A 21978-nucleotide genomic window follows, 5' to 3' on the forward strand; every position below is an offset into this window, starting at 1 on the left:
ATGGCGGGTCTTGCGCCCTCGACACCGACAGAGCCCTGCTGTGCTGACAACGAGCTACTAGGCTGAAGTGTGTGTCACCACGTTTCCCCAAGGCGTACAGCGTCCACCGGAAGCGAACAGGATCACGACAGACAGGAGCGACGCATGCCAGCCAGTTTCCACGACCACCTCAGCCGTCAGATCAATGCGCTGCATGAAGAAGGCCTCTACAAGCAGGAGCGCGAGATTACCTCGCCCCAGCGTGCCAGCATCCAGGTTTCCGCCAGTGATGAAGACGAGGGACAAGGCGCCCAGGTCATCAACTTCTGCGCCAACAACTATCTGGGCCTGGCCGACAGCCCCGAGCTGATCGCGGCCGCGCAACAGGCACTGGAGCGTGATGGCTTCGGCATGGCCTCGGTACGCTTCATCTGCGGCACTCACCATCAGCATCGCGTGCTGGAAAAGCGCCTCGCGGCCTTTCTCGGCATGGACGATGCCATCCTCTATTCCTCGTGCTTCGATGCCAATGGTGGCCTGTTCGAGACACTCTTCGGCCCTGAAGACGCCATCATTTCCGATGCGCTCAATCACGCTTCGATCATCGACGGCATGAGGCTGTGCAAGGCCAGCCGCTATCGCTATGCCAACAATGACATGAGTGAACTCGAGGCCCGTCTCAAGGAGGCGGACGCCGCCGGTGCACGCTTCAAGCTGATCGCCACCGACGGTGTCTTCTCGATGGATGGCGTGATCGCCAATCTCAAGGGCATCTGCGAGCTCGCCCGCCGCTACGACGCGCTGGTGATGGTGGATGACTCCCACGCCACCGGTTTCGTCGGCACCAACGGGCGTGGCAGCCACGAATATCATGACGTGATGGATCAGATCGACATCATCACCACCACCTTCGGCAAGGCGCTGGGCGGTGCCTCGGGAGGCGTGACGGCCGCGCGCGGACCCATCGTCGAGTGGCTGCGCCAGCGCTCGCGCCCTTATCTGTTCTCCAACTCGCTGGCGCCGCCGATCGTGGCGGCGACCCTCAAGGCGCTGGACAGAATCGAGGACAGCGCCGAGCCGCGCCGTAAGCTGTGGGAGAACGTCGAACGCTTTCGCACCGGCATGCAGGCCGCCGGCTTCACCCTCGCGGGTGCCGGCCACGCCATCATTCCGGTGATGATCGGCGATGCGCGCCTGGCGGGCGACTTCGCCAATCGCCTGCTGGAGGACGGCATCTACGTGATCGGGTTTTCCTATCCTGTGGTGCCCAGGGGACAGGCGCGCATTCGCACCCAGCTGTCGGCGGCGCATACCCCGGAGCAGATCGACACGGCCGTCTCGGCCTTCACGCGCATCGGCCGCGAGATGGGCGTAATCGGGTCTGCGACGGGAGGTGATGCATGAAGGCGCTGGCCAAGCTCAAGCCCGAACCCGGGATCTGGATGACCGAGACGGCCGTGCCGGAAATCGGCCACAACGATGTGCTGATCAAGATCCGCAAGACCGCGATCTGCGGCACGGACATGCACATCTATCAGTGGGATGAGTGGTCACAGGCGACCGTGCCGGTGCCGATGGTCACCGGTCATGAGTATGCGGGGGAAATCGTCGCGCTGGGCAGCGAGGTGCGGGGTTACGAGATCGGTGACCGTGTCTCAGGCGAAGGGCACATCACCTGTGGCCATTGCCGCAACTGCCGCGCGGGGCGTCGCCATCTGTGTCGCAATACCGAGGGCGTGGGCGTCAACCGTCCGGGCGCCTTCGCCGAATATCTCGCCCTGCCCGCCTACAACCTCTTCAAGCTGCCGGATGAGATCAGCGATGACCTGGCGGCCATCTTCGACCCCTTCGGCAATGCCGTGCATACGGCGCTGGCCTTCGATGTGGTCGGCGAGGACGTGTTGATCACCGGCGCCGGGCCCATCGGCATCATGGCGGCGGCGGTCATCCGCCATATCGGGGCTCGCCACGTGGTGATCACCGACGTGAATGACTATCGACTGGCACTGGCCGAGCGGATGGGCGCGACCCGCACCGTCAATGTCAGCCGCGAATCCCTGAAGGAGGTGATGGCGGAGCTCGACATGCATGAGGGCTTTGATGTGGTGCTGGAGATGTCCGGCGTGCCGTCAGCCGTGAGTCAGATGCTCGATGTCATCAATCATGGCGGCAAGATCGCCATGCTAGGCATTCCCCCCGGCGAGATGGCCATCGACTGGACCAAGGTCATCTTCAAGGGGCTGACCATCAAGGGCATCTATGGCCGTGAGATGTTCGAGACCTGGTACAAGATGGCCAGCCTGATCCAGTCAGGGCTGGATCTCTCGCCCATCATCACGCACCGATTGCCCATCGGTGACTTCCAGCGAGGCTTCGAGATCATGGGTTCCGGTCAGTCGGGTAAGGTGGTGCTCGACTGGGACTGAGGGCTTTTGCTCGATTGCTCCCCAACGCCTGTCAGCTCCCGATCTTCTGCCCCCGATCGTCAGAGCGCGTGCCGGTCAGTCGTCGCCTCGCGGGGCAACAGCCCGAAGGCCTCGCCCATGCCGGGAGCCGAGAGACGCTGGAGAATCCATTTGAGCGCCTTGCCCTGACGGCCACTGCGCCAGGCAAGGGAGAGATCGATCGGCGCACGATCCGTCTCCAGTGGCAGCACCGTGAGACTGCCGTCTTCCAGTGATTGACGAATCCGGTGCAACGGCAGATAGCCGACGCCAAGCCCCCTGCGCTGGACGTCTATCTTCTGCGCTGTGGTCTTAACGATGATCTGACTGCGACCATCCAGCAGCCCCGAAGAGCGCCCGGGCAAGCTGCGCGAACTGTCGGCCACGATGACGGTGGGATAGTCACGCAGGGCGGCGGCGGACAGCGGCTGTGGCAGATGCGTCAGCGGATGGCCGGCCGCCACGGCGAAGACCGGCTCGATCGCCCCGAACACTCGGCTCGACAACCCCGACACCGGTGCCTCACCGGGCGCTCCGATCACCAGATCACAGCGGTTGTCATGCAACGCTTCCCAGGCGCCTCCCATCACCTCCTCACCCAGTACCACCCGGGTACGCGGCTGAATGGCCTGAAATTCCTCCAACAGCGGATAGAGCGCGTCCGGATCAAGAATGGTATCGACACAGATACGCAGCTCGACCTCCCAGCCCGCCCCCGCCTGACGCGCCAGCGCCGTCATCTCATCGGTGGCCAGCAGAATGCGTCGCCCATGCTCCAGCACCAGGCGTCCGGCATCGGTCAGTTCGGCCTTGCGGCGCGAACGGTCGAACAGCGGCACGCCCAGCTCTTCCTCCAGCTTCTGCACCGAGTAGGAAATCGCCGAGGGCACGCGGTGCAGTGTCTCGGCGGCGGCGGCGAAACTGCCACGTCGGTCAATGGCATCCAGTACGCGCAGCGCGTCCAGCGTGATGGGTGAGACCATGATTCAAAAATTCTGATCAATCAGACCAGAATCCTCCGTTATTTTTCTGTGACACCGCATTTTATAGTAGCGCCATCGATCAGACACACTGATTTGAAAATCCACCCCTTACCTGATCACTGGAGCCACTCATGTTCAAGTCCGCCCTCTCTCGCCTGATGTCCACTGACACGAGCCTCGCAAGCCTGGTGCTGCGCGTGCCCACCGGCATCATCTTCATGGCCCACGGGTCACAGAAACTGTTCGGCGCCTTCGGCGGCTACGGTCTGGAAGGCACGGGGCAGTGGATGGCCTCCATGGGCATCGAGCCCGGCTACCTGATGGCACTGTTGTCCGGCAGTGGTGAATTCTTCGGCGGACTGGCCATTCTCATCGGCCTGCTGACGCGCCCGGCAGCTGCCGTGTTGGTCTTCACGATGCTGATCGCCATCCTGACCGTGCATATCGGCAATGGCCTGTTCATGAGCAACAACGGCTTCGAGTACGCGCTGGCCCTGTTGACCATCGCGGCCAGCCTCATGATCACAGGCGGCGGCAAGCTGTCCCTTGATCGGGTACTGCAACCGGGCAGCAACGCCGTGCGCGAAGACTGAAGCCTGCTTCACTCACCGGCAGACACCACGACACTCTGAGGAGGTTGCCATGTTCACGTTACGTCCAGCGGCAGAACGCGGTCATGCTCGATTTGGCTGGCTGGAGAGCCGCCACAGCTTTTCCTTCGCCAGCTACTATGACCCGAATCACATGGGCGTCTCCGTACTGCGCGTGCTCAATGATGACACCGTGGCACCCGGCGCAGGCTTCGAGACGCATCCGCACCGTGACATGGAAATCATCAGCTATGTGCTGGAAGGCAGCATCGAGCATCGTGACACCATGGGCTCACATCGCACCCTGGGAGTGGGCGAAGTCCAGCTGATGAGTGCCGGCAGCGGCATCGAGCACAGCGAGTACAATCCCTCGACTCGTCAGCCACTGCATTTCCTGCAGATCTGGATCACCCCGGATGCCAGGGGCCTGACGCCGCGCTATCAGCAGCAACCCTTCACGGCACGCGAGGGACTCGACCTGTTGATAGCCCCGCCACAAGAGGCCGTGGACGGCATCCTGTCCATCAATCAGGATGCCCGGATGTATCGCATCGGCCTGCAAGGGGATGACGAGCAGCCCACAGCACTGGAACTGCCACTGGACGCAAAGCGCCGCTACTACCTGCACGTCATCGACGGGATGGCAACACTGAAGGGCAAGGATCAGCAGAGCCTGCCCCTGTCCGCGGGGGATGCCGTCACGCTGGACCATGAACCCGAGGCCACTCTCGCTGAGGCGCGAGGTCTGCATGCGCTGCTGTTCGACCTGCCCGCTTGAGCCGGCCTCCGATGGCCTCTAGACCCACGACGCCTCCCCGCCCACATCACTGTCGGCGGGGAGGCGTCGTTATGGCACGTCCGCATGGGAGGACACCTGGCAGGGAACGTGGCTGGGCGACATCTGTCATAGGGAGGCATGATACGATCAAGCGCGAGGCTGGTCGTCATCGACATCCTCGTGAGCTGACGGAGGAAACCCCATGAGCAAGGACACGACCATCACGTCCACTCCACCCGAGACACCCAGATTGCCGGCACCGGATGCACAGCCCCTCACGGCCCACGCCTCCGAGTACAGCGAGGAAGGTTTCTGGCACAAGGTCTCGTCGGTCGCCCGCAAGGCCGGCCAGACAGCACTCAATCCCGCCCTGCGCATGTACTTCGCGGCGCAGGACTCCGATACCCCTGTCTGGGCCAGAACCACCATCTATGGCGCGCTGGGCTACTTCATTTCCCCCATCGATGCCCTGCCGGACTTCACCCCCCTGCTGGGTTACACCGACGACATCACCTTGATGGCGGGCGCAGTGGCCATCGTAGCGGCCCATATCAAGCCGGAACATCGCGCACGCGCGGACAAGGTGCTCAAGCGCTGGTTCGATTGACGGCAGGCGACGCGCCTGGCAGCGCCCCCCTCGTGACGGCACACGGCCTACTGGCCATGAGTTCTTCGTGATGTACAGGGTGACAACAGTGTTGAATGCCGTGTAGAGCGCTCGTTTAGCGGGTGACACCGTGCGTGTTACCGTGAAGTCATATCTTCATGCCTACGAGCCCCCGAAAGCGCAGGATGCCTCCATGACAATGTTGAAATTCGCGACGGCAGGTCTCGCGCTGCTGATGATGGCCGGTTGCGCCTCGCGTGCCGAGATCGATATGCCCATCATCCAGCCGGTGCAGTCTCTGGCCTATGAACACAAGACGTTCTATCCCGACATCTATTACAGCCAGCCTCAGGCCAATCTGTTCTCGGGTGCCGCGACCCAGGCCATGCGCCCACTGGGTAGCGCGAAACTGCCGCGCGCCTCTTCACCGCCCATGAAGAATTTCGACCTGCTGCTGCGCGAACAGTTACCCAGCACCTCGATGATCACGCATGATGCCCGCGAGAAGGATTATCGCCTCAAGGTCGAGATTCAGGCCCACGAGAACCGTGGCCCCGTCTACCTCGACTATCTGATGGCAAAGAATCTGCCGATGAATCTGCTCACTTTCGGCATCGCCAATGAAGACTTCGATGTGATTGCCGATTTCGAGGTGGTGTACAGCCTCTATGACAAGGATGATCAACTCCTCTATCGCAAGGATTACACGGTCAAGGACTCCGTACCTCATCAGACCGGCAACTTTGATCTCGGGGATCGCATGCTGATGCCTGCCCGCGACATGATGAAGAAATACCTTCAGCTGACGATGAATGACTTCTTCATCCAGGCCAGCCAACCCTCACTGAGGCACGTCGCGGTCGTTTCTTCACCCGCCGTCTGAGCCTGCCGTCAGCCTCTTGTACAAGAACGCCTCGATCACATGGGTCGAGGCGTTCTTGCATGGCCATGCCATCCATTGGTTCGCTCAGATCATTTCATCCTGGCAAGCGACATCGTCGGGCCAGGCTAGTCTCCGACAGCCTCATCTCTAGCTGTCCTGAGTACCGCCACCTTCCTCACGGGTGGAGGCCGTCATGTTGCGCGGCTTTCCGCCCCGCAAGCCCAACGGCAGGCGAAGCAATACCTCAGGGCCATTCTGCGCCAGGCTCAGGGTCGTGATCGCCACGAGAATCAGCGCCATCCCTGCCAGCTGCATCATGTCCATGCCTTCTCCCAACACGAACACCCCGAACAAGGTGGCCGTGATCGGTTCTATCATGGCGATGATGGAAGCCACCGACGGCAAGGTATTCTTCAGGCCGATCACATAGCAGTAGAAGGAGAACCCTCCCCCCACCAGGCCGAATATCAGAATCAGCCACAGTTCATCGGCGAAGGGGACCGCCACTGCCTGTGAAAGATTCGTCAACGGCAACATCACCAGACTGCTCACGCCCAACGCGATGGCCAATACCCCAGGGGTGCTGCCATTACGCGTGGCTGACTTGAAGGCAAAGATGAAGATGGCGTATGACACACCCGCCAGAAGTCCGAACAGGACACCCAGGGGAGTCACCTTGCCACTCCCGGATTGCAGCACCCCCGTCAGCAGTACGATGCCGATCATCACACCGACGATGGAAATCAGCTTCACCGGTGTCGGGCGTTCCACCCGGGCCAGGAATGACGTGATATAGACGAAAATCGGCGCGCTATACATGAGAGTCGCGGCAACGGCGACACCACTCATGCTGACACTCGTGAAATAGAACATGAAGTTGCCGGCGACCCCTACCCCCGCCAGCAGCGACCACCCCATCAACGCGAGCGGTTTTCTGGCCGGCACCTTGTGGTAGCCCAGCAATACCATCCAGGCCAGCATGCAGATGAACCCGACAAGGGCACGCCAGAAGGAAATGACTTCAGCCTCCCAGCCCCAGGACATCAGCAAGCTGCCAATCCCACCTGTCAGCCCCCATTGAAAAGCGGCCAATACGACCAACACACTACCCAGCTTTGCCATTCATGCTCCCTTGTCTCAGGAAAAATCAGATCTTCGATGATTTATCAGCCGCAATCGCAGCGTAACAAGAGTCCTCAAGACACATAAACCCATCCCTCATTGGTCGTAACCAGAGTCTCTGAAACTCCATGACTGCCTAGCCAGGGCTTTCATAACCTCATGAAAAACTTCGAATATTCTCGTCTTTAAAACGGTGTTTGACACTGGTATTACCAGTCAACATGACGTCGCCAAGAATGTTTTCCTCGCTTACCTTGATCTGGTGAGCCCTACGGTGATTTCCCGCAGTGTGGATGAAAGCTCAACGCCAAACTTTGGATCAACCTTCACATTGCCGTGACAAAAACCAACAAAAAGACAATCACCCTTTCATGCGAAGGAGAGTATTGACATGAATGCATCATGGATGGCGCTTCTGGCGTTCACGCCATTGATACTGGCTGGTATCTTGCTGATAGGGTTCAGAATCCCTGCCCGCATTGCCATGCCCATCGTCTTCGTGGTCACGGCCCTGATCGCCCTGCTTGCCTGGGACATGACTTTCACACGCGTCATGGCCTCATCGTTGCAAGGCTTGATACTGACGGTGGCGATCCTGTGGATCATCTTCGGTGCCCTGCTGCTACTCAATACGCTCAAGCACTCCGGCGGTATTGCCGCGATCCGTAATGGCTTCTCCGGCATCAGCCCAGACCGGCGAGTACAGGCCATCATCGTCGCCTGGCTGTTCGGTTGCTTCATCGAGGGTGCCTCAGGCTTCGGCACACCCGCTGCCGTCGCTGCCCCCTTGATGGTGGCGCTGGGCTTCCCGGCACTGGCCGCCGTCGTGGTCGGGATGATGGTGCAATCCACTCCGGTCTCCTTCGGTGCTGTCGGCACCCCCATCGTCGTCGGTGTCTCGGGAGGGCTCGACAAGGCTGGCGTCAGTGACGCTTTGGCCGCGAACGGGTCAAGCTGGGACAGCTACTTCCAGTTGATCACCTCGGAAGTCGCCATTACCCACGGCATCATCGGTATCTGCATGCCACTCATCATGGTGGCGGTGATGGTGCGCTACTTCGGGGCCAATCGCTCCTGGCGCGAGGGACTCGAAGTCGCTCCCTTCGCGCTGTTCGCGGGTGTCTGCTTCGTGGTGCCCTATGTACTGGCCGGCCTGCTGCTCGGGCCCGAGTTCCCCTCGATGATCGGTGCCATGGTGGGCCTCGCCATCGTGGTACCCGCGGCGCGCAAGGGCTTTCTGCTACCCAGCCGGACCTGGGACTTCCCGAACGCAGACAGCTGGCCCGAGGAATGGGTGGGCAAGCTGGACATGACACTTGATCCCGTCGAGGGTCGCAAGCCGCTCTCGGTCGGCATGGGGTGGCTGCCGTATGTGCTGCTCGCGATGCTGCTGGTGATGTCGCGCGTCATCGCCCCGATCAAGGAAGCGCTGACCTCATGGAGCTTCGGCTGGAGCGGCATTCTCGGAGAAGGTGACATCTCCGGCAGTCTGCAGCCCTTGTACCTACCCGGCGGTATCCTGGTGGTCGTGGTACTGCTGACCGTCGTGCTGCACCGCATGCGCATGCAGGATGTCAGTGCTGCCGTCACGGAATCCAGCCGCACGATTCTGGGCGCAGGCTTCGTGCTGCTGTTCACGATCCCCATGGTGCGCATCCTGATCAACTCCGGCGTGAACGAGGCAGATCTGGTATCGATGCCGGTGGCCATGGCGCAATTCATCGCCGATAGCGTGGGCGACATCTACCCGCTGTTCGCTCCCAGCGTCGGGGCCCTCGGGGCCTTCATCGCCGGCTCCAACACCGTCTCCAATCTGATGCTGGCGGATTTCCAGTTCAACGTGGCAGGCGCGCTGGGCATCTCCAGCGCCATGATGGTCGCCCTCCAGGCCGTCGGCGCTGCTGCCGGCAACATGATCGCCATCCACAACGTGGTCGCCGCTTCGGCGACCGTCGGACTACTGGGGCGTGAAGGCATCACGCTGCGCAAGACGATCCTGCCGACGCTCTACTACGTGATCTTCGCCGGCATCATCGGCATGATCGCCTTCCATGGCCTGGGCGTGGTGGATGGCTTGATGCGCTAGAACAGGCACTTCAGCAGCTACCGTGGAGACGCAGACAACGGTGTGCTGGATGGGGTTGATCCACAACGACAAAGGGGCCTTTCAAGGCCCCTTTGTCGTTGATAGGTACAGACGATACCCGCTCATGACCAGCGGATCATGGCCTCTCTGGCAATGACAGGAAAGCCAAGCAGATCGCGAAGGGACGCGGCTTCCGGCGAGAGCGTCAGCCAGCTCACGGTAGCGATGTTGATCAATACCACACACCAGAACACGACTCGGTAGCTTGTCTTGCGCGTCTTGTGGCGCAGGCTCTGCTGGGCGATCAGCGCGCCCGGCCAGCCACACAGCAACTCCATGAGGTGCAATTTCCCCTCGGACACGCGCCACTCCCCTGATGTCGCGGCCTGCTTGTCGATTCGATAGGCCAGGTACGTCACCAAACTCATGCCCAGATACGCCATTGGCAACATCCAGGGCAGACGCCCCTGCTGCCAGCCTGCCCCGAGCACGATTATCACGACCAGCAGCATCAACCATGCAAGCCCCACTCCAGCAGGAGTAGTGGAAGCTCCTACCCCAAGCGTGCGAAAGCGTGTGGCACGTGGGCGGTTGTTCTCATCCATGCCCAACTGATACTGCACCTGCGCACTGGCTTTCGGCCGTCCGCGCCCCTGGTACGCACTGATATGGGCAAAGACATCCTTGCCCCCCGACTCAGGCGTGATGAAGCCGAAGCCCTTGTCATCGTTCCAGCGCGTCAATCGTCCTTGAAGGTTCATTGTCTCATCTCTTCCTGGTCCGACCCCTAGCCGATGAAGGTACCAGAGGTGTTGCCGCCCCCCTTGCCGCCTGCGCCACCATCACCGTTATCGTCATCACCCCTGCCATCATTACGGTCGGGCTTGTTTTCCTGCTCATCACGGTGATCCACGGGGAGGTCCTGCTCGTGAGTGTCGCGTTGTTCATGGTCGCGGATGTCAGCCGCAGACGCCTTCTGCGAGTTGGCATGCACGGCCAGCGCATCCCCGGGGTTGCGCGCCTCGACCTGGGTCTGCTGGGTGAAGCCCTGGGTTTCCAGCAGGCTCGCGTACCACTGATTGCCCTTCATGCTGATGGTCAGGTTTAAACCCAGGAACAGGACATTGGAAATCAGCTGCCCTTCCATCGTCGCGGGAATGAAGACCGAGCTGAGCACGATGAAGCCGAACAGACTCGCCGCCAGCAACCACATTCGCTTGTAGAGTGCCCAGAACAGGCCGAAGAAGAAGGCCGGCCAGGACCAGCCGATCTTGACGGCACGCGTCCCGTGTTCGGGGTGCGTCAGAATACGAAATGAAGCCATCGGGGGAATCCTTGTCTGTGATGCCGAGCAGGCCGCGGGCTGCACGAGGCTCGGGACAAATGACACAAGCCTCGCACTATACCGCTGACCACTTGTCAGGACCATGAACCCCGCTGGCGCTATCTCATTGTTTCCCATCAGGCTTGTCAGCCGCGCGAGTCATCGAGCCCAGTCATTCAATCTCAGTCATTCACACCGAGCCATTCGCGCCTGACGACATAGCTCACAGCGTCTGGATGACCAGAGGCGCCTCTCCCGCCGGATAGGCACAGCACATCAACACCTGTCCCTGAGCCACGGCGGCCTGTGGCGACTCGGGATACTGCACCTGCCCCTCGACGAGTCGCAATGCGCAGCTACCACAGCGCCCGGAACGACAACTGGACATGGCATTCACGCCTGACTGCTCGGCCAGCTCCAGCAGGCTGCCCTGTTCGGGCGTCCACTGGCGTGTAATGTCCACATCGCTGGAGGACGGCTGGCCAGGCGCCCCGCGCGGCGTGAAGGTGACTTGGGTACGTTCCGGCAAGCTCGCCTGAAAGTCTGCCGATAGCGCAACCGCGAGGGGATTTTCCTCCTCCAGCGAGCCAAGGCCGAAGAATTCATGATGCAGTCGCTCACGCGGCAAGCCCAGCGCCATCAGGGCGGCGTATTGGGCGCGCATGAAGCCCTCGGAGCCACACAGATAGACATGGCTGGAGGCAAGGCCCGGCAGATTGCCCGCCAGACTCACTGGCTCCAGCCTGCCCACTGACTGATGCCGCCCGGCCACGAGATCCGCCTTACTCGGGCGTGACAGGGCGATATGTACCTGCAACCACGCATGCACGCGCGACCAGCGCTCCAGCGTGTCGAGAAACGCCAGCTCACGCCCATTGCGCGCGGCGTGTACGAAGGCCACCTCGCCGAGCGGAGGATGCCCCGCGTCTGCCAGCTGAACCAGGCCATCCAGCATGGCGATCATCGGCGTGATGCCGACACCCGATGACAGCAGCACGATGGGCGCGGGGGAGTCCTGCAACATGAAATCCCCCGCCGGTCGTGTCGCTTCCAGCACATCGCCCACCGCGAATTCATCATGTAGCAGTCGTGAGGCGATCCCCTTGGGATCGCGGCGTACCGAGATGCGGTAGGCATTCTGTCCCGCCCGCCAAGCCTGCGAGAGACTGTAGCTGCGCATCACCGCAATCTCGCCTGACGACAGAGGATGCTGTGGTGTGGAAGCAAGACGCAGGGTCAGAAACTGGCCGGCTTGATAGGCAGCGATTTCCGCCGATTCGCGAACCTGCCCCGCTTGCGGCCATGGCGTCAGATAAAAGGAGGTGATCGTCTCGCTTTCGCGCACCTTGCCGATGACACGCAGACGTCGCAGCGTCGATGGTTCATCGCGCGTTGCCGGCCAGTCACCGGTAAGCGCAAGCGATGGCGAGCGTTCGATCAGTCGCGCCTGGGTGGGCAAGGCATTTTCGACATGCAGTACCTGCTCAGGCACCACATCCACGATACGCTCGGCGCCCTCGACCAGTGCTGCCCGCTGGGGGTTCCAGTCGACCCGAGCATGCCCCTTGAGCAACAACACCTCGCCCGTGATGAAATCAGGAATCAACAGGCTGACCCGCGAATCCAGCTCGATATTGCCCAGGGTGTTGAAGAAGCGGTTGCCGGCAAAATCGGGAAACGACAGGCTGCCATCGGCATTCATGTGCAGAAAGCCTGGCCTGCCGCCACGATGCGAGACATCCACGCCGTTGGGCGCAGCGTCATCCAGCTCACCTGCGCGGGTTGCAATGAAGAAGGTATCCGCCTGGGCCAGCAAGACACGCGACACCTCATCGTTCAGTGCCACCTCACGGCTGACGAGCGATTTGGTCTGCTCGGCAGCCCAGTCGATCTCACGTTGCTGGATGTATTGCGGACAGTTGCCGAAGCTCTGATCGACCCCGATCCGCAGCCCGTCCGACGCCACGCCCGCCACCGCGTCAGAGTCAAGCAAGGTGCCATTCAGACGATTGCGCCGACGAGTGGCGAGGTCCAATCCCAGCACGCCGATCTTGGTACCGGGAGTGAACTCGAGTCCCAGCAATTCCTCCAGCGCCGGCCGTGCATGCACCTGCAGCTCACCGGGCGTGGCAGCGCAAAGCTGCCCGGGCGGCGCAAAGCTCACCACCGCCCACGGCCAGCCGTCACTGTCAGGCACGCCCATGAACAGTACCGGCAGGCTCGCGAAGAACGTGACATGCTGTTCGGTCATTCGGTCGCGTACATAGGGGGCGACCTGCTCGACATAATGCTCTGGCACACCTGCGCGTGCCTGGACACGCCGCTCACCTGCATGAAACATCTGCCGATGTTCATTCATGAATAAACCCTCAAGATGACGGTGGGGCTCAGGCCAGTATCGGGCTCGTCGGCATGCCCACGAAGTCCGGTTCGGCTTCGATACGCGCAAGCCAGTCACGAATGGCGGGATAAGGACTCAGGCTGACACCGCCCTCCGGAGCATGGGCGATATAGCTGTAGCCCGCGATGTCGGCCAAGGTGAGACGCTCCCCCACCAGGTAGTGACACTGTTCCAGATGGGTCTCCATGACGGCGAACAGGGCATGGGCACGAGCGATGGCCTGCTCGTGGTCAAAGGGGGCGCCGAACACGGTTACCAGGCGTGCCGTGCAGGGGCCAGCGGCGATTTCACCTGCCGCCACCGACAGCCAGCGCTGCACTTCGGCCGCTGCCAGCGCATCACTGGGTATGAAGCGTCGCTCGCCGTCATAGCGCTGGGTCAGATAGACGAGGATGGCGTTGGAATCACTCAGGAAGACGCCATTGTCCTCGATGACCGGCACCTGCCCGAAGGGGCTGATTTTGAGGAAATCGGGCGCCTTGTGCGCGCCGTTAGCCATGTCGAGATCCACCGTCTCATAGGGAATGTCCAGCAGCGTCAGCATCAGCTCGACGCGGTGACAGTGGCCGGACTTGGGATTGCGGAACAGACGGATGGGAGCTGACGTAGCAGCAAAGCGTGGGTTCATGATTCACCTGACAATGTAAGGAAAGAGCCGAGAGCGGCAAGCGCAGTGCGCTGCAGGAAACGTGACTGGCGATGACGAATCAGAAGCCAAAATCGCTCAACCCCGGGTGGTCATCGGGACGCCGCCCGAGCGGCCAATGGAACTGTCGCTCGCTTTCAGCAATCGGATGTTCATTGATGCTTGCGTGGCGGTGGGTCATCAGGCCCTGCTCATCAAACTGCCAGTTTTCATTGCCGTAGGCGCGGAACCACAGGCCGCTGTCGTTGCGGTACTCGTAGGCATAACGCACGGCAATGCGGTCGTCTGTCGTCGCCCACAGTTCCTTGATCAGGCGGTACTCAAGCTCGCTTGCCCACTTGCGGGTCAGGAAGGCCACGACCTCATCACGCCCGGTCACGAATTCGGCCCGATTGCGCCAACAGGTATCCGGGGTATACGCCAGCGCAACCTGCTGGGGATTGCGACTGTTCCAGCCGTCTTCGGCGAGACGCACCTTCTGAGCAGCACTTTCCGGGGTGAACGGTGGCAAGGGATGACGTGGAAGATTGGCAGACATGGCATCGACTCCAGCGATTGGGGGGATCAGACACATATTGGATAGGCGCATCTCCACGGTACTCTCCCCGACATGGCGCTAGAATCCTCACCAAATAGAATTCATTATTCCATCCGATGACAATAATCGCCGTGAACAGGAGCCAGCAATGGACCGACTGCAGACACTGGAGGTCTTCGTGGCCGTGGCGGATACCGAAAGCTTCGCGGCAGGCAGCCGCGCGCTGGGCATGAGTGCCCCCTCGGTGACACGCGGCATCAATGCTCTGGAAGCCCGCCTGGGTGCGCGCCTTTTCACGCGCACCACTCGGCGCGTGCGCCTGACCGAGATCGGCGAGCGGTATCTGGCGGATGCACGGCGCATCCTGGCGGAGCTTCAGGCAGCGGAGGATGGCGTCAGCGGCGCCGCGACTCGCCCTACCGGCGTATTGCGCGTCACCTGCCCCACCGAGTTCGGTCGCATTCACGTGATGCCGCTGCTGATGGAGTATCTGGAGCACTATCCCGAGATGCGCGCCGAAGTAGTGATGGTGGACCGCGTGGTCAACATGATCGAGGAAGGCTTCGATATCGCCGTGCGCATCGGCTCACTACCCTCTTCGGGGCTCTCGGCACTCCGTGTGGGCAGTGTGCGACGAGTCGTATGCGGCTCACCGGCCTATTTCGCCCGCGAAGGCATTCCCACCTCATTGGAGGCGCTGACCACACAGCGCGTCATTGCTTCAAGCACACTGAACAACGGTAAGGAGTGGCGTTTCGGCCGTGAGGGAGAACACTCTGTACGCGTAAGCCCACGGCTAACGATGAGCAGCATTGCTGCCTGCATCGAGGCGGCACACAGTGGCTGGGGCATCACCCGCGTGCTCTCGTATCAGGTTGGCGAGGATCTTGCCGAGGGCCGCCTGCAGGCCGTACTGGAGGAGCTCGAACCACCGCCGCTACCGATCCACCTGTTGCACAGCGAGGGTCGCGGCGCCGTGGCCAAGGTACGCACCTTCCTGGATCTTGCCGCCGAGCGTCTGCGCGCCGACCCGGTGCTGAATCCTACACCGTCAGCGCGATTGACAAACTAAGCCTACCTCCGGTGCATTGAAGGCCGTCATGTCCTCGCGCAGCAGGCCAAGCAGTCGATCGGCACCGACGCTCAGTTGCCGGCCCAATCGACTGATCAGTTGCACATGCGGCGTGATGAAAGGCGCTTCCTGAAGCGACAGTCGACATAGCCTGCCCGCTGCCACTTCTTCACTGACCACGAAATCCGGCAGCAGGGTCACGCCGCCCTGCAGCGCGAACTGCTTGAGCATCGCCAGCGCGTTGCAAGTGAGCGTCGGGCTCAGCATCACCCCGGCCTGATGCTCCGCCTGCGCGACGATCTGGCGAATGCCGAACGACACCTCCGGCAGCGCCAGGGCATATCCGTCGAGCGCCGCCAGCGACAATGGCTCGGGCACAGCCGTGGTCGCCTGGCGCGCCAGAGGATGTGCTGGATTGACCACCGCGCATACCGGCTGAGGGCGCGAGACGTGCGCGCGAATCCTTGGATCGCTTGCCGGATGGAACACCAGCCCCAGATGCGCCTCGTCCTCGACGACCTGACGGATCACCTCATTGCTGCCACATAGATTCACCTTGAGCTCGATGCCCGGATAACGAGCGGAAAAACGGCTCAAGGGCCCAGCCAGTCCCTCGATGAAGCCCTCGCCGATGGCCAGTACCAATGAGCCACTCTGCAGCCCCTTCAATGACTGCAACGACTCCAGCAGCACCTCCTGCTGCGCCAGACGCTGACGGTAGTACTCCAGCACCCGCTCGCCGGCTTCCGTCGGCTTGACCCCACGTCGATGACGCTCAAGCAGCGGCATGCCCAGCTCATGCTCCAACTGGGTGATCTGTCGGCTGACCGCAGACGGTGCCACATTCAGGAAATCCGCCGCTGCCCGCACGCTGCCCAGTCTGGCGGCCTCGTGGAAATGACTGATACGTCGTTCCTGCACCAGACTCATCACGCCCCCAGCATTGCCTTGAAGGCAACATTAAAGTGAATTTCGGATTATTGCTGGAACACAGAAGCGCTGTCCATACTCGAGTCACCGGATGACCATCCCCCTTTCACCACGACAGGAATCACACAATGACAACAACCGTCGGTGTCATCGGACTGGGCAACATGGGTGGCGGCATGGCCGCAACGCTTGCTCGCCATGACTTCCCCGTCTTCGGATTCGATCTCTCACAGGCTGCCCGTGACAAGGCCGCTGCGGCAGGTGTCACGCCGGTCAGTTCACTGGCAGAACTGTTGGACAGGATCGACATCGTGATCCTCTCGCTGCCCAAGGCAGAGCATGTAGAGCAGCTATGTCTGGGCAAGGAAGGCGCTCAGGAAACCGAACAGGACGCCATCAGTCTGCTGGCCCTGGGCAAGCCCGGCCTGATCGTGATTGACACCACTACCTCGACTCCCGAGACCAGCCGCAAGGTGGCGGCGGCGCTGGCGACTCGTGGTATCGACTTCATCGATGCCCCGGTGTCCGGCGGCCCCAAGGGCGCGGCGAGTGGCAGCATGTCGATGGTGATCGGTGCCGAGGAGGAAGTGCTGGCTCGCGCCATGCCGGTGCTGGAAGCCATGAGCGGCAGCCGCGTGCACGTTGGCAGCTGTGGGGCGGGCAACGTCGCCAAGATCGCCAACAACATGCTCGCCGCCTGCCATCTGATCAGCACGGCGGAGGCCGTCTCCATGGCCGCCAGGGCGGGTGTCTCCCCAGAAAAGTTGCTGGAAGGCGTGAATGCGGGCTCGGGACGTAGCGGCGCAAGCCAGGTGATGTTCCCCAGCTGGGTGATCAACAAGGCCTTTGATTCCGGCTTCACCATGGGCCTGATGCGCAAGGATGTCGGGCTGGCCAGTGATCTGGCAGCAACGCTTGGACTGGAGCTCCCCCTTGCCAACGCCGTGGCGCAGCTCTGGGACGAGAGCCGCGCGAGCCTGGATGACAGCGAAGACTTCTGCGCCATCGTGCAACGCACTGACCCGACCCTCTTTGGCCACGGAGAATAATCCATGCTGACCCAGGACATGACCCCGACCTCCCCGATTGCTCAGCGCATCGCCGAATTGATGCAGGCGTTTCAGAGCAGCAGCCAATCTCCTGACGACAGTGTTGTCGTCAGCAGCCTGATCGGCGGTGAGTTCGTCACCGGCACGGGTGACGCCATCGAGGTACGCAACGCCCATGATGACAGCCTGATGCTGTCCTTCCCGGATGCCGATCGCGCTCAGGTCGCGCTCGCCAATGCCGCCACACGCCAGGCGCAACCTCAGTGGGCTGCCATGACCGCCCAGGCGCGTGGGCGCGTCATCTATCAGATAGGCAGCCTGATTCGTGAGCAGGCCGAGACACTGGCTGAACTCGAGGCGCTAAGCGCCAACAAGCCGATTCGCGATGCCCGTGTCGAGGTGGCCAAGGTCGCCGAAATGTTCGAGTACTACGCGGGCTGGGCAGACAAGCTGCACGGCGAGGTGATTCCGGTCCCGACCTCACACCTCAACTACGTGACCTATGAGCCGCTGGGCACCGTGCTGCAGATCACGCCGTGGAATGCGCCGATCTTCACCGCCGGCTGGCAGATCGCCCCCGCCATCACCGCCGGCAATGCGGTGATCCTCAAGCCTTCGGAGCTGACGGCGCTGTCCTCGCTGGCCCTCGGTGTCTTGATCGAGCGCGCCGGCGTGCCACGCGGACTGGTCAACGTCATCGCAGGCTACGGCCATACCATTGGCCAGGCGTTCATCGCCGAGGGCGATATCCGCAAGGTGGTGTTCGTCGGCTCCCCCGCCACCGGCCGCCATATCGCCACCGCCGCGGCGCAGCGCAGCATTCCCAGCGTGCTGGAGCTGGGTGGCAAGTCGGCCAATATCGTCTTCGAGGATGCCGATCTCGAGGTGGCACTGCGCGGCGCTCAGGCGGCCACCTTTTCCGGCGCTGGTCAAAGCTGCGTGTCGGGTTCGCGCCTACTGGTACAGGCCTCTATCTACGAGAAGTTCACCAGCGCGCTGGCCGAGGCCGCTACGCAATTCACCCTCGGTGACCCGCAGGACCCGGCGACCCAGATTGGCCCGATCAACAACGCCAAGCAATACCTGCATGTGAAGGCGATGCTGGCTGGCGCTCTTGAAGATGGCGCTCGTCTGGCGAATGGATCAGCAAAGCCCATCCCGGACACCGGCGGCTATCATGTCGCGCCGACGGTGCTGCTGGGCGACAACGCCATGACCTGCGCGCAGGAGGAGATCTTCGGCCCGGTCGTGGTCGCCATACCGTTCGAGGAGGAAGCCGACGCCATCCGCATCGCCAATGACAGTCGCTTCGGGCTGGCCGGCGCCGTCTGGACACGTGATGTCGGTCGCGCGCACCGCGTGGCGCGTCAGGTACGTGCAGGTACCTTCTGGGTCAATGGCTACAAGACCATCCACGTGAGCTCGCCCTTCGGGGGCTACGGCGAGAGTGGCTATGGCCGCTCCTCCGGACTGGATGCGCTGCGCGAATACAGCGAAGTGAAGAGCGTGTGGGTCGAGACCGCCGCCGAACCGGCCGCCAGCTTCGGCTATGGGGCGAGTCTGGAATGAGGGCTCTGCGGCCCTGACCCTTCGGTCACGCCTGAAACGGTAACCCAAGCCCTACCGCCCATCAGCGGTGGGGCCTTGGTGCTTATTTGTCGAGGGTATTGTTGTCGACAGTATCGCCGAGGGAGATGACCAGGTCCGTGACGGTGACCCATCATGAGTGGCTTCACACCATGGGGGCGGCATCCTCGCCATCCTCCGGCATCGTCACGGCATAACGCTCCTTCGAGCGCTGCTGCCAGGCGGCAAGCTCCGCCGTCAGATAGGGCATGAAGCGCTGCCCCTGACGGGAAACGGGATGAAAACGCGAGGTGACCAGCGCGACATCCAGGTTGATGGTCGGCGCGAATGGCACCACGCGCAGCTGGCAATCGCGGCGCGCCAGCATCGCCTCCGCCGTCACCGGATCGATCAAGGCAATGCCAATCCCTTCATTGACAAGCATCGCGACCGAGGGAAACAGATGCGTCTCGATGCTTGCCTGCAGCGTCATGTCTGCCTGCTGGAAGGCACGCGCTAGCTTCAAGGTACTCTGATGGTGCTGATCCAGCGTGATGATGGTTTCCCCGGCCAGATCCTGTGGGAACAAGACCTCGCGTTGCGCCAATGGATGCATGACAGGCACGGCCAGTGCCATGCAGAGCTGATACTCCTCCAGCACCAGCTCCTCGACCGCGGCGTCTGCCTCGATGACCCCGAGATCAAACTGGCCCTCGGCGACCCACTCGGCGATCTTGCGTGAACTGAACGTCTGCAGCGACAGACGACTCCTGGGGAAGTCGGCGAGATAGCGTGACATCACTCGAGGCATCACCGTCGGCGAAAGCCCCGGCATCGACGCCACAGTGAGCTTGCCGGCGTGACCATCCCGCAGACCATCCGTCAGTTCATCCAGATGCCCCACCGATGCCAGCACCTTGTCGACTCCCTCCGCCAGATGGACGGCTTCCGGTGTCAACTGGGTGCCATAGTGGTTACGCCGAAAGAGCAGAAACCCGACGTCACTCTCCAGATTGGCGATCGCCGTGCTCACCGCCGGTTGCGTCAAGCCAAGCCGACGCGCTGCCTGGGAGAGACTGCCCGTGCGCACCACTTCCTGGAAGATCTGCAACTGACGCAGGTTATGTCTGAGTTTCATGACAACTGGGCTCTTGTGGCGGGGCTCTCGTGACGGGACTCTCGTGGCAAGGCCCTCGTGCCTGGCGTTCGAGAATGGACGCTTGAGGCTGGACGCTCAAGACTAGCCTCTCGTGTATAGGCTCTAAATTGTTCTTATGACTTAATAGACAGCCTTTAGTTGTGCTTATACCCCCAGCGGGAGGAAGCTGATCAGACCCTCATAACCAACAACAAAGGGCCACAGACAATGCATATGATCGACCTCATGGGGCTATTGCTGTATTTCGCGATATTGCTCTACATCGGCTATCGCAGTGCCAGGAAGACCTCCAGCAGTGCCGACTTCGCCGTCGCCGGCAACAAGATCATCTGGCCGGTGCTGTTCGCCACGCTCGCCGCTTCCTTCCTCGGCGGTGGTGCCTCGATGGGACGCGCCGGCAAGGCCTTCGATGAAGGCTACGCCTTCATGTTCGCGGCCTCCGCCTTCCCCATCGCTACCATCATCGCGGGCCTCTACATCGCGCCACGCCTCAAGCGCTATGCAGGGGCACAGACGGTCGGTGACATCATGGCGCATCACTATGGTCGCAGCGCCCGCCTGCTGACCGGCATCTTTTCCCTGATCTTCTGCATCGGCATCCTCGGCGCCCAGGCGCTGGCCATCGGCACCGTCTTCAATGCCATCCTAGGCATCGAGATCAGCACCGGCATCCTGATCGGCATGGCAGTGGTACTGGTGTACTCCACGGCCGGCGGCATGTGGGCCGTGATCCAGACTGACGTGGTGCAGTTCGTGATGCTCGCGGTCTTCCTGCCCATCACCATGATCGTCGGGCTCGACAAGATCGGTGGCCCGGATGCCCTGATCGCCGCACTCCCCAGCGAACACTTCAGCCTCATGGGCGATTACACGCCGCTGATGTTCATCAGCATCTTCATCGCCTTCCTGCTCGGCGAGACCCTCGTCCCGCCCTACACCCAGCGCGCCCTGTCCGCACCGGATTCCCGTCATGCCAGGATCGGCTACTCGCTGGCCGGTGGTTTCGGTCTGCTGTTCTATGCCGTCAGCTCCACCATCGGCTTGATCGCGCTGGTGCTCTATCCGCAGATCTCGCCGGATCAGGCCATGCCGGAACTGATCCGCGACGCTCTGCCGCTGGGGCTGACCGGGCTGGTGCTGGCCTCACTGCTGGCGGTGGTGATGTCAACGGCGGATTCCTATCTGAACTCGGCAGCGGTCATCTTCGTGACCGACATCTACAAGCCCTTCATCAACCCCGCCATGTCCGGCAAGCAGCAGCTGTGGATCGAGCGCGGCGTCAATCTGGCCATCGGGCTGGGCGCCATCGTGTTCGCGCTTTACGCCACCTCGATCATCGATGCGCTGCTGCTGAGCTACGCCCTGTGGGCGCCGACCATCCTGCTGCCGTTCATCTTCGCCGTGCTGTTCAGGATTCGCTGCAAGCGTGCTGGTGTGGCCGCGATGATCGCCGGCGCCCTGGCCACCAGCATGTGGAAATGGAGTGGCCTGGAGCTGGAAGCCCTCACCGGGCTCACCCCGCTGATTGCTGGCGTCATCGTCAACATCACGGTCTTCACTCTGGTCTATCAACTGCTGAATGCTGCTCCAGATCACGATACCGCGACCCAGCCCACTCACTCCTGAGGACCTGACCATGTTCGGATTCACTCTCTACACCATCTGTCTGCTGAGCATCCTCACCGCCGTGGGCATCGCCATCGCCTCCTGGAAGTTCTACCGCGACAACTGAGCCATCGGCAGGGTCTGCACCGCTCGACCAGCAAGTCTTCCAAGACCTGTCACGTCCCTGCCACCGTCTTCATCACGCCGATCATGTCG

The 21978-nt window shown here is 61.8% G+C and carries 20 protein-coding genes; 11 read left to right on the forward strand and 9 right to left on the reverse strand.

The annotated features are described in order from the left end of the window. Positions 1-144 precede the first annotated feature (144 nt). Together AC26AR_RS09495 and tdh are read left to right on the forward strand one after the other, a co-directional pair. Positions 145-1383: a glycine C-acetyltransferase gene (locus AC26AR_RS09495; RefSeq protein ID WP_488106844.1), complete on the forward strand. Its 1239-nt coding sequence runs from the start codon at positions 145-147 to the stop codon at positions 1381-1383. Continuing rightward, positions 1380-2405, forward strand: coding sequence for an L-threonine 3-dehydrogenase (tdh, locus tag AC26AR_RS09500; RefSeq protein ID WP_488106845.1), 1026 nt, complete (start codon positions 1380-1382; stop codon positions 2403-2405). Before AC26AR_RS09495 ends, tdh begins: the two co-directional genes overlap by 4 nt. A 59-nt stretch (positions 2406-2464) precedes the next feature. Here the strand turns inward: tdh and AC26AR_RS09505 are convergent, their stop codons facing one another. After that, complete coding sequence (locus AC26AR_RS09505; protein WP_488106846.1) at positions 2465-3406, reverse strand: LysR family transcriptional regulator; 942 nt, start codon at positions 3404-3406, stop codon at positions 2465-2467. Between the two features lie 131 nt (positions 3407-3537). Between AC26AR_RS09505 and AC26AR_RS09510 the strand changes: the two genes are divergently transcribed. The 4 genes from AC26AR_RS09510 (at position 3538) to AC26AR_RS09525 (ending at position 6264) form a co-directional block, all read left to right on the forward strand. After that, entirely contained in the window at positions 3538-3999 is a 462-nt protein-coding gene (locus AC26AR_RS09510) for a DoxX family protein (protein WP_084208395.1), read from the forward strand. Positions 4000-4048: 49 nt separating this feature from the next. After that, entirely contained in the window at positions 4049-4774 is a 726-nt protein-coding gene (locus AC26AR_RS09515; protein ID WP_488106847.1) for a pirin family protein, read from the forward strand. A 202-nt stretch (positions 4775-4976) separates the two neighbouring features. Then, positions 4977-5381 (forward strand): YkvA family protein, encoded by a 405-nt coding sequence (locus AC26AR_RS09520; protein WP_077377519.1) that lies wholly within the window; start codon positions 4977-4979, stop codon positions 5379-5381. 193 nt (positions 5382-5574) lie between these two features. Then, a complete protein-coding gene (locus AC26AR_RS09525; RefSeq protein ID WP_488106848.1) occupies positions 5575-6264 on the forward strand; it encodes a hypothetical protein in 690 nt (229 codons plus the stop codon). A gap of 147 nt (positions 6265-6411) precedes the next feature. Here the strand turns inward: AC26AR_RS09525 and AC26AR_RS09530 are convergent, their stop codons facing one another. Then, positions 6412-7386, reverse strand: a complete 975-nt coding sequence (locus AC26AR_RS09530) for a DMT family transporter (protein WP_488106849.1) — start codon at positions 7384-7386, stop codon at positions 6412-6414. A 391-nt stretch (positions 7387-7777) separates the two neighbouring features. On the opposite strand from AC26AR_RS09530, the gene AC26AR_RS09535 reads away from it, so the two are divergent. Continuing rightward, positions 7778-9472, forward strand: a complete 1695-nt coding sequence (locus AC26AR_RS09535; protein WP_488106850.1) for an L-lactate permease — start codon at positions 7778-7780, stop codon at positions 9470-9472. A gap of 122 nt (positions 9473-9594) precedes the next feature. Here AC26AR_RS09535 and AC26AR_RS09540 read toward each other — a convergent pair whose 3' ends face one another. From AC26AR_RS09540 to AC26AR_RS09560, 5 genes are all read right to left on the reverse strand, one after another. Next, positions 9595-10233: a DUF1294 domain-containing protein gene (locus AC26AR_RS09540; protein ID WP_488106851.1), complete on the reverse strand. Its 639-nt coding sequence runs from the start codon at positions 10231-10233 to the stop codon at positions 9595-9597. A 26-nt stretch (positions 10234-10259) separates the two neighbouring features. After that, complete coding sequence (locus tag AC26AR_RS09545; RefSeq protein ID WP_488106852.1) at positions 10260-10796, reverse strand: DUF2628 domain-containing protein; 537 nt, start codon at positions 10794-10796, stop codon at positions 10260-10262. Between the two features lie 223 nt (positions 10797-11019). Then, positions 11020-13137 (reverse strand): 2Fe-2S iron-sulfur cluster-binding protein, encoded by a 2118-nt coding sequence (locus AC26AR_RS09550; RefSeq protein ID WP_488106853.1) that lies wholly within the window; start codon positions 13135-13137, stop codon positions 11020-11022. Between the two features lie 46 nt (positions 13138-13183). After that, positions 13184-13825 (reverse strand): glutathione S-transferase family protein, encoded by a 642-nt coding sequence (locus tag AC26AR_RS09555; protein ID WP_488106854.1) that lies wholly within the window; start codon positions 13823-13825, stop codon positions 13184-13186. Positions 13826-13904: 79 nt separating this feature from the next. Next, a complete protein-coding gene (locus AC26AR_RS09560) occupies positions 13905-14381 on the reverse strand; it encodes a nuclear transport factor 2 family protein (RefSeq protein WP_279854813.1) in 477 nt (158 codons plus the stop codon). 148 nt (positions 14382-14529) lie between these two features. Here AC26AR_RS09560 and AC26AR_RS09565 point away from each other — a divergent pair, with 148 nt between their 5' ends. Continuing rightward, the gene (locus AC26AR_RS09565; protein ID WP_279854814.1) at positions 14530-15453 is read left to right on the forward strand and encodes a LysR substrate-binding domain-containing protein; all 924 of its coding nucleotides are present in this window, start codon (positions 14530-14532) and stop codon (positions 15451-15453) included. Here the strand turns inward: AC26AR_RS09565 and AC26AR_RS09570 are convergent. Then, positions 15433-16383: a LysR family transcriptional regulator gene (locus AC26AR_RS09570; RefSeq protein WP_488106855.1), complete on the reverse strand. Its 951-nt coding sequence runs from the start codon at positions 16381-16383 to the stop codon at positions 15433-15435. The two genes, AC26AR_RS09565 and AC26AR_RS09570, sit on opposite strands and share 21 nt — an antisense overlap. A 128-nt stretch (positions 16384-16511) precedes the next feature. Here AC26AR_RS09570 and AC26AR_RS09575 point away from each other — a divergent pair, with 128 nt between their 5' ends. Further along, positions 16512-17432, forward strand: a complete 921-nt coding sequence (locus AC26AR_RS09575; protein WP_488106856.1) for an NAD(P)-dependent oxidoreductase — start codon at positions 16512-16514, stop codon at positions 17430-17432. 3 nt (positions 17433-17435) lie between these two features. Continuing rightward, the gene (locus AC26AR_RS09580) at positions 17436-19001 is read left to right on the forward strand and encodes an aldehyde dehydrogenase family protein (protein ID WP_488106857.1); all 1566 of its coding nucleotides are present in this window, start codon (positions 17436-17438) and stop codon (positions 18999-19001) included. A gap of 163 nt (positions 19002-19164) precedes the next feature. Here the strand turns inward: AC26AR_RS09580 and AC26AR_RS09585 are convergent, their stop codons facing one another. Beyond that, complete coding sequence (locus AC26AR_RS09585; protein ID WP_488106858.1) at positions 19165-20136, reverse strand: LysR family transcriptional regulator; 972 nt, start codon at positions 20134-20136, stop codon at positions 19165-19167. A gap of 228 nt (positions 20137-20364) precedes the next feature. On the opposite strand from AC26AR_RS09585, the gene AC26AR_RS09590 reads away from it, so the two are divergent. Then, positions 20365-21783: a sodium:solute symporter family protein gene (locus tag AC26AR_RS09590; RefSeq protein ID WP_488106859.1), complete on the forward strand. Its 1419-nt coding sequence runs from the start codon at positions 20365-20367 to the stop codon at positions 21781-21783. Positions 21784-21978 lie beyond the last annotated feature (195 nt).

The sequence above is a fragment of the Cobetia sp. PS-4MA genome, assembly GCF_057670765.1.

Coding starts and splice junctions, on each gene's coding strand:
- AC26AR_RS09495 (WP_488106844.1), top strand. CDS start 145: ATGCCAGCCAGTTTCCACGACCACCTCAGCCGTCAGATCAATGCGCTG.
- tdh (WP_488106845.1), top strand. CDS start 1,380: ATGAAGGCGCTGGCCAAGCTCAAGCCCGAACCCGGGATCTGGATGACC.
- AC26AR_RS09505 (WP_488106846.1), bottom strand. CDS start 3,406: ATGGTCTCACCCATCACGCTGGACGCGCTGCGCGTACTGGATGCCATT.
- AC26AR_RS09510 (WP_084208395.1), top strand. CDS start 3,538: ATGTTCAAGTCCGCCCTCTCTCGCCTGATGTCCACTGACACGAGCCTC.
- AC26AR_RS09515 (WP_488106847.1), top strand. CDS start 4,049: ATGTTCACGTTACGTCCAGCGGCAGAACGCGGTCATGCTCGATTTGGC.
- AC26AR_RS09520 (WP_077377519.1), top strand. CDS start 4,977: ATGAGCAAGGACACGACCATCACGTCCACTCCACCCGAGACACCCAGA.
- AC26AR_RS09525 (WP_488106848.1), top strand. CDS start 5,575: ATGACAATGTTGAAATTCGCGACGGCAGGTCTCGCGCTGCTGATGATG.
- AC26AR_RS09530 (WP_488106849.1), bottom strand. CDS start 7,386: ATGGCAAAGCTGGGTAGTGTGTTGGTCGTATTGGCCGCTTTTCAATGG.
- AC26AR_RS09535 (WP_488106850.1), top strand. CDS start 7,778: ATGAATGCATCATGGATGGCGCTTCTGGCGTTCACGCCATTGATACTG.
- AC26AR_RS09540 (WP_488106851.1), bottom strand. CDS start 10,233: ATGAACCTTCAAGGACGATTGACGCGCTGGAACGATGACAAGGGCTTC.
- AC26AR_RS09545 (WP_488106852.1), bottom strand. CDS start 10,796: ATGGCTTCATTTCGTATTCTGACGCACCCCGAACACGGGACGCGTGCC.
- AC26AR_RS09550 (WP_488106853.1), bottom strand. CDS start 13,137: ATGTTTCATGCAGGTGAGCGGCGTGTCCAGGCACGCGCAGGTGTGCCA.
- AC26AR_RS09555 (WP_488106854.1), bottom strand. CDS start 13,825: ATGAACCCACGCTTTGCTGCTACGTCAGCTCCCATCCGTCTGTTCCGC.
- AC26AR_RS09560 (WP_279854813.1), bottom strand. CDS start 14,381: ATGTCTGCCAATCTTCCACGTCATCCCTTGCCACCGTTCACCCCGGAA.
- AC26AR_RS09565 (WP_279854814.1), top strand. CDS start 14,530: ATGGACCGACTGCAGACACTGGAGGTCTTCGTGGCCGTGGCGGATACC.
- AC26AR_RS09570 (WP_488106855.1), bottom strand. CDS start 16,383: ATGAGTCTGGTGCAGGAACGACGTATCAGTCATTTCCACGAGGCCGCC.
- AC26AR_RS09575 (WP_488106856.1), top strand. CDS start 16,512: ATGACAACAACCGTCGGTGTCATCGGACTGGGCAACATGGGTGGCGGC.
- AC26AR_RS09580 (WP_488106857.1), top strand. CDS start 17,436: ATGCTGACCCAGGACATGACCCCGACCTCCCCGATTGCTCAGCGCATC.
- AC26AR_RS09585 (WP_488106858.1), bottom strand. CDS start 20,136: ATGAAACTCAGACATAACCTGCGTCAGTTGCAGATCTTCCAGGAAGTG.
- AC26AR_RS09590 (WP_488106859.1), top strand. CDS start 20,365: ATGCATATGATCGACCTCATGGGGCTATTGCTGTATTTCGCGATATTG.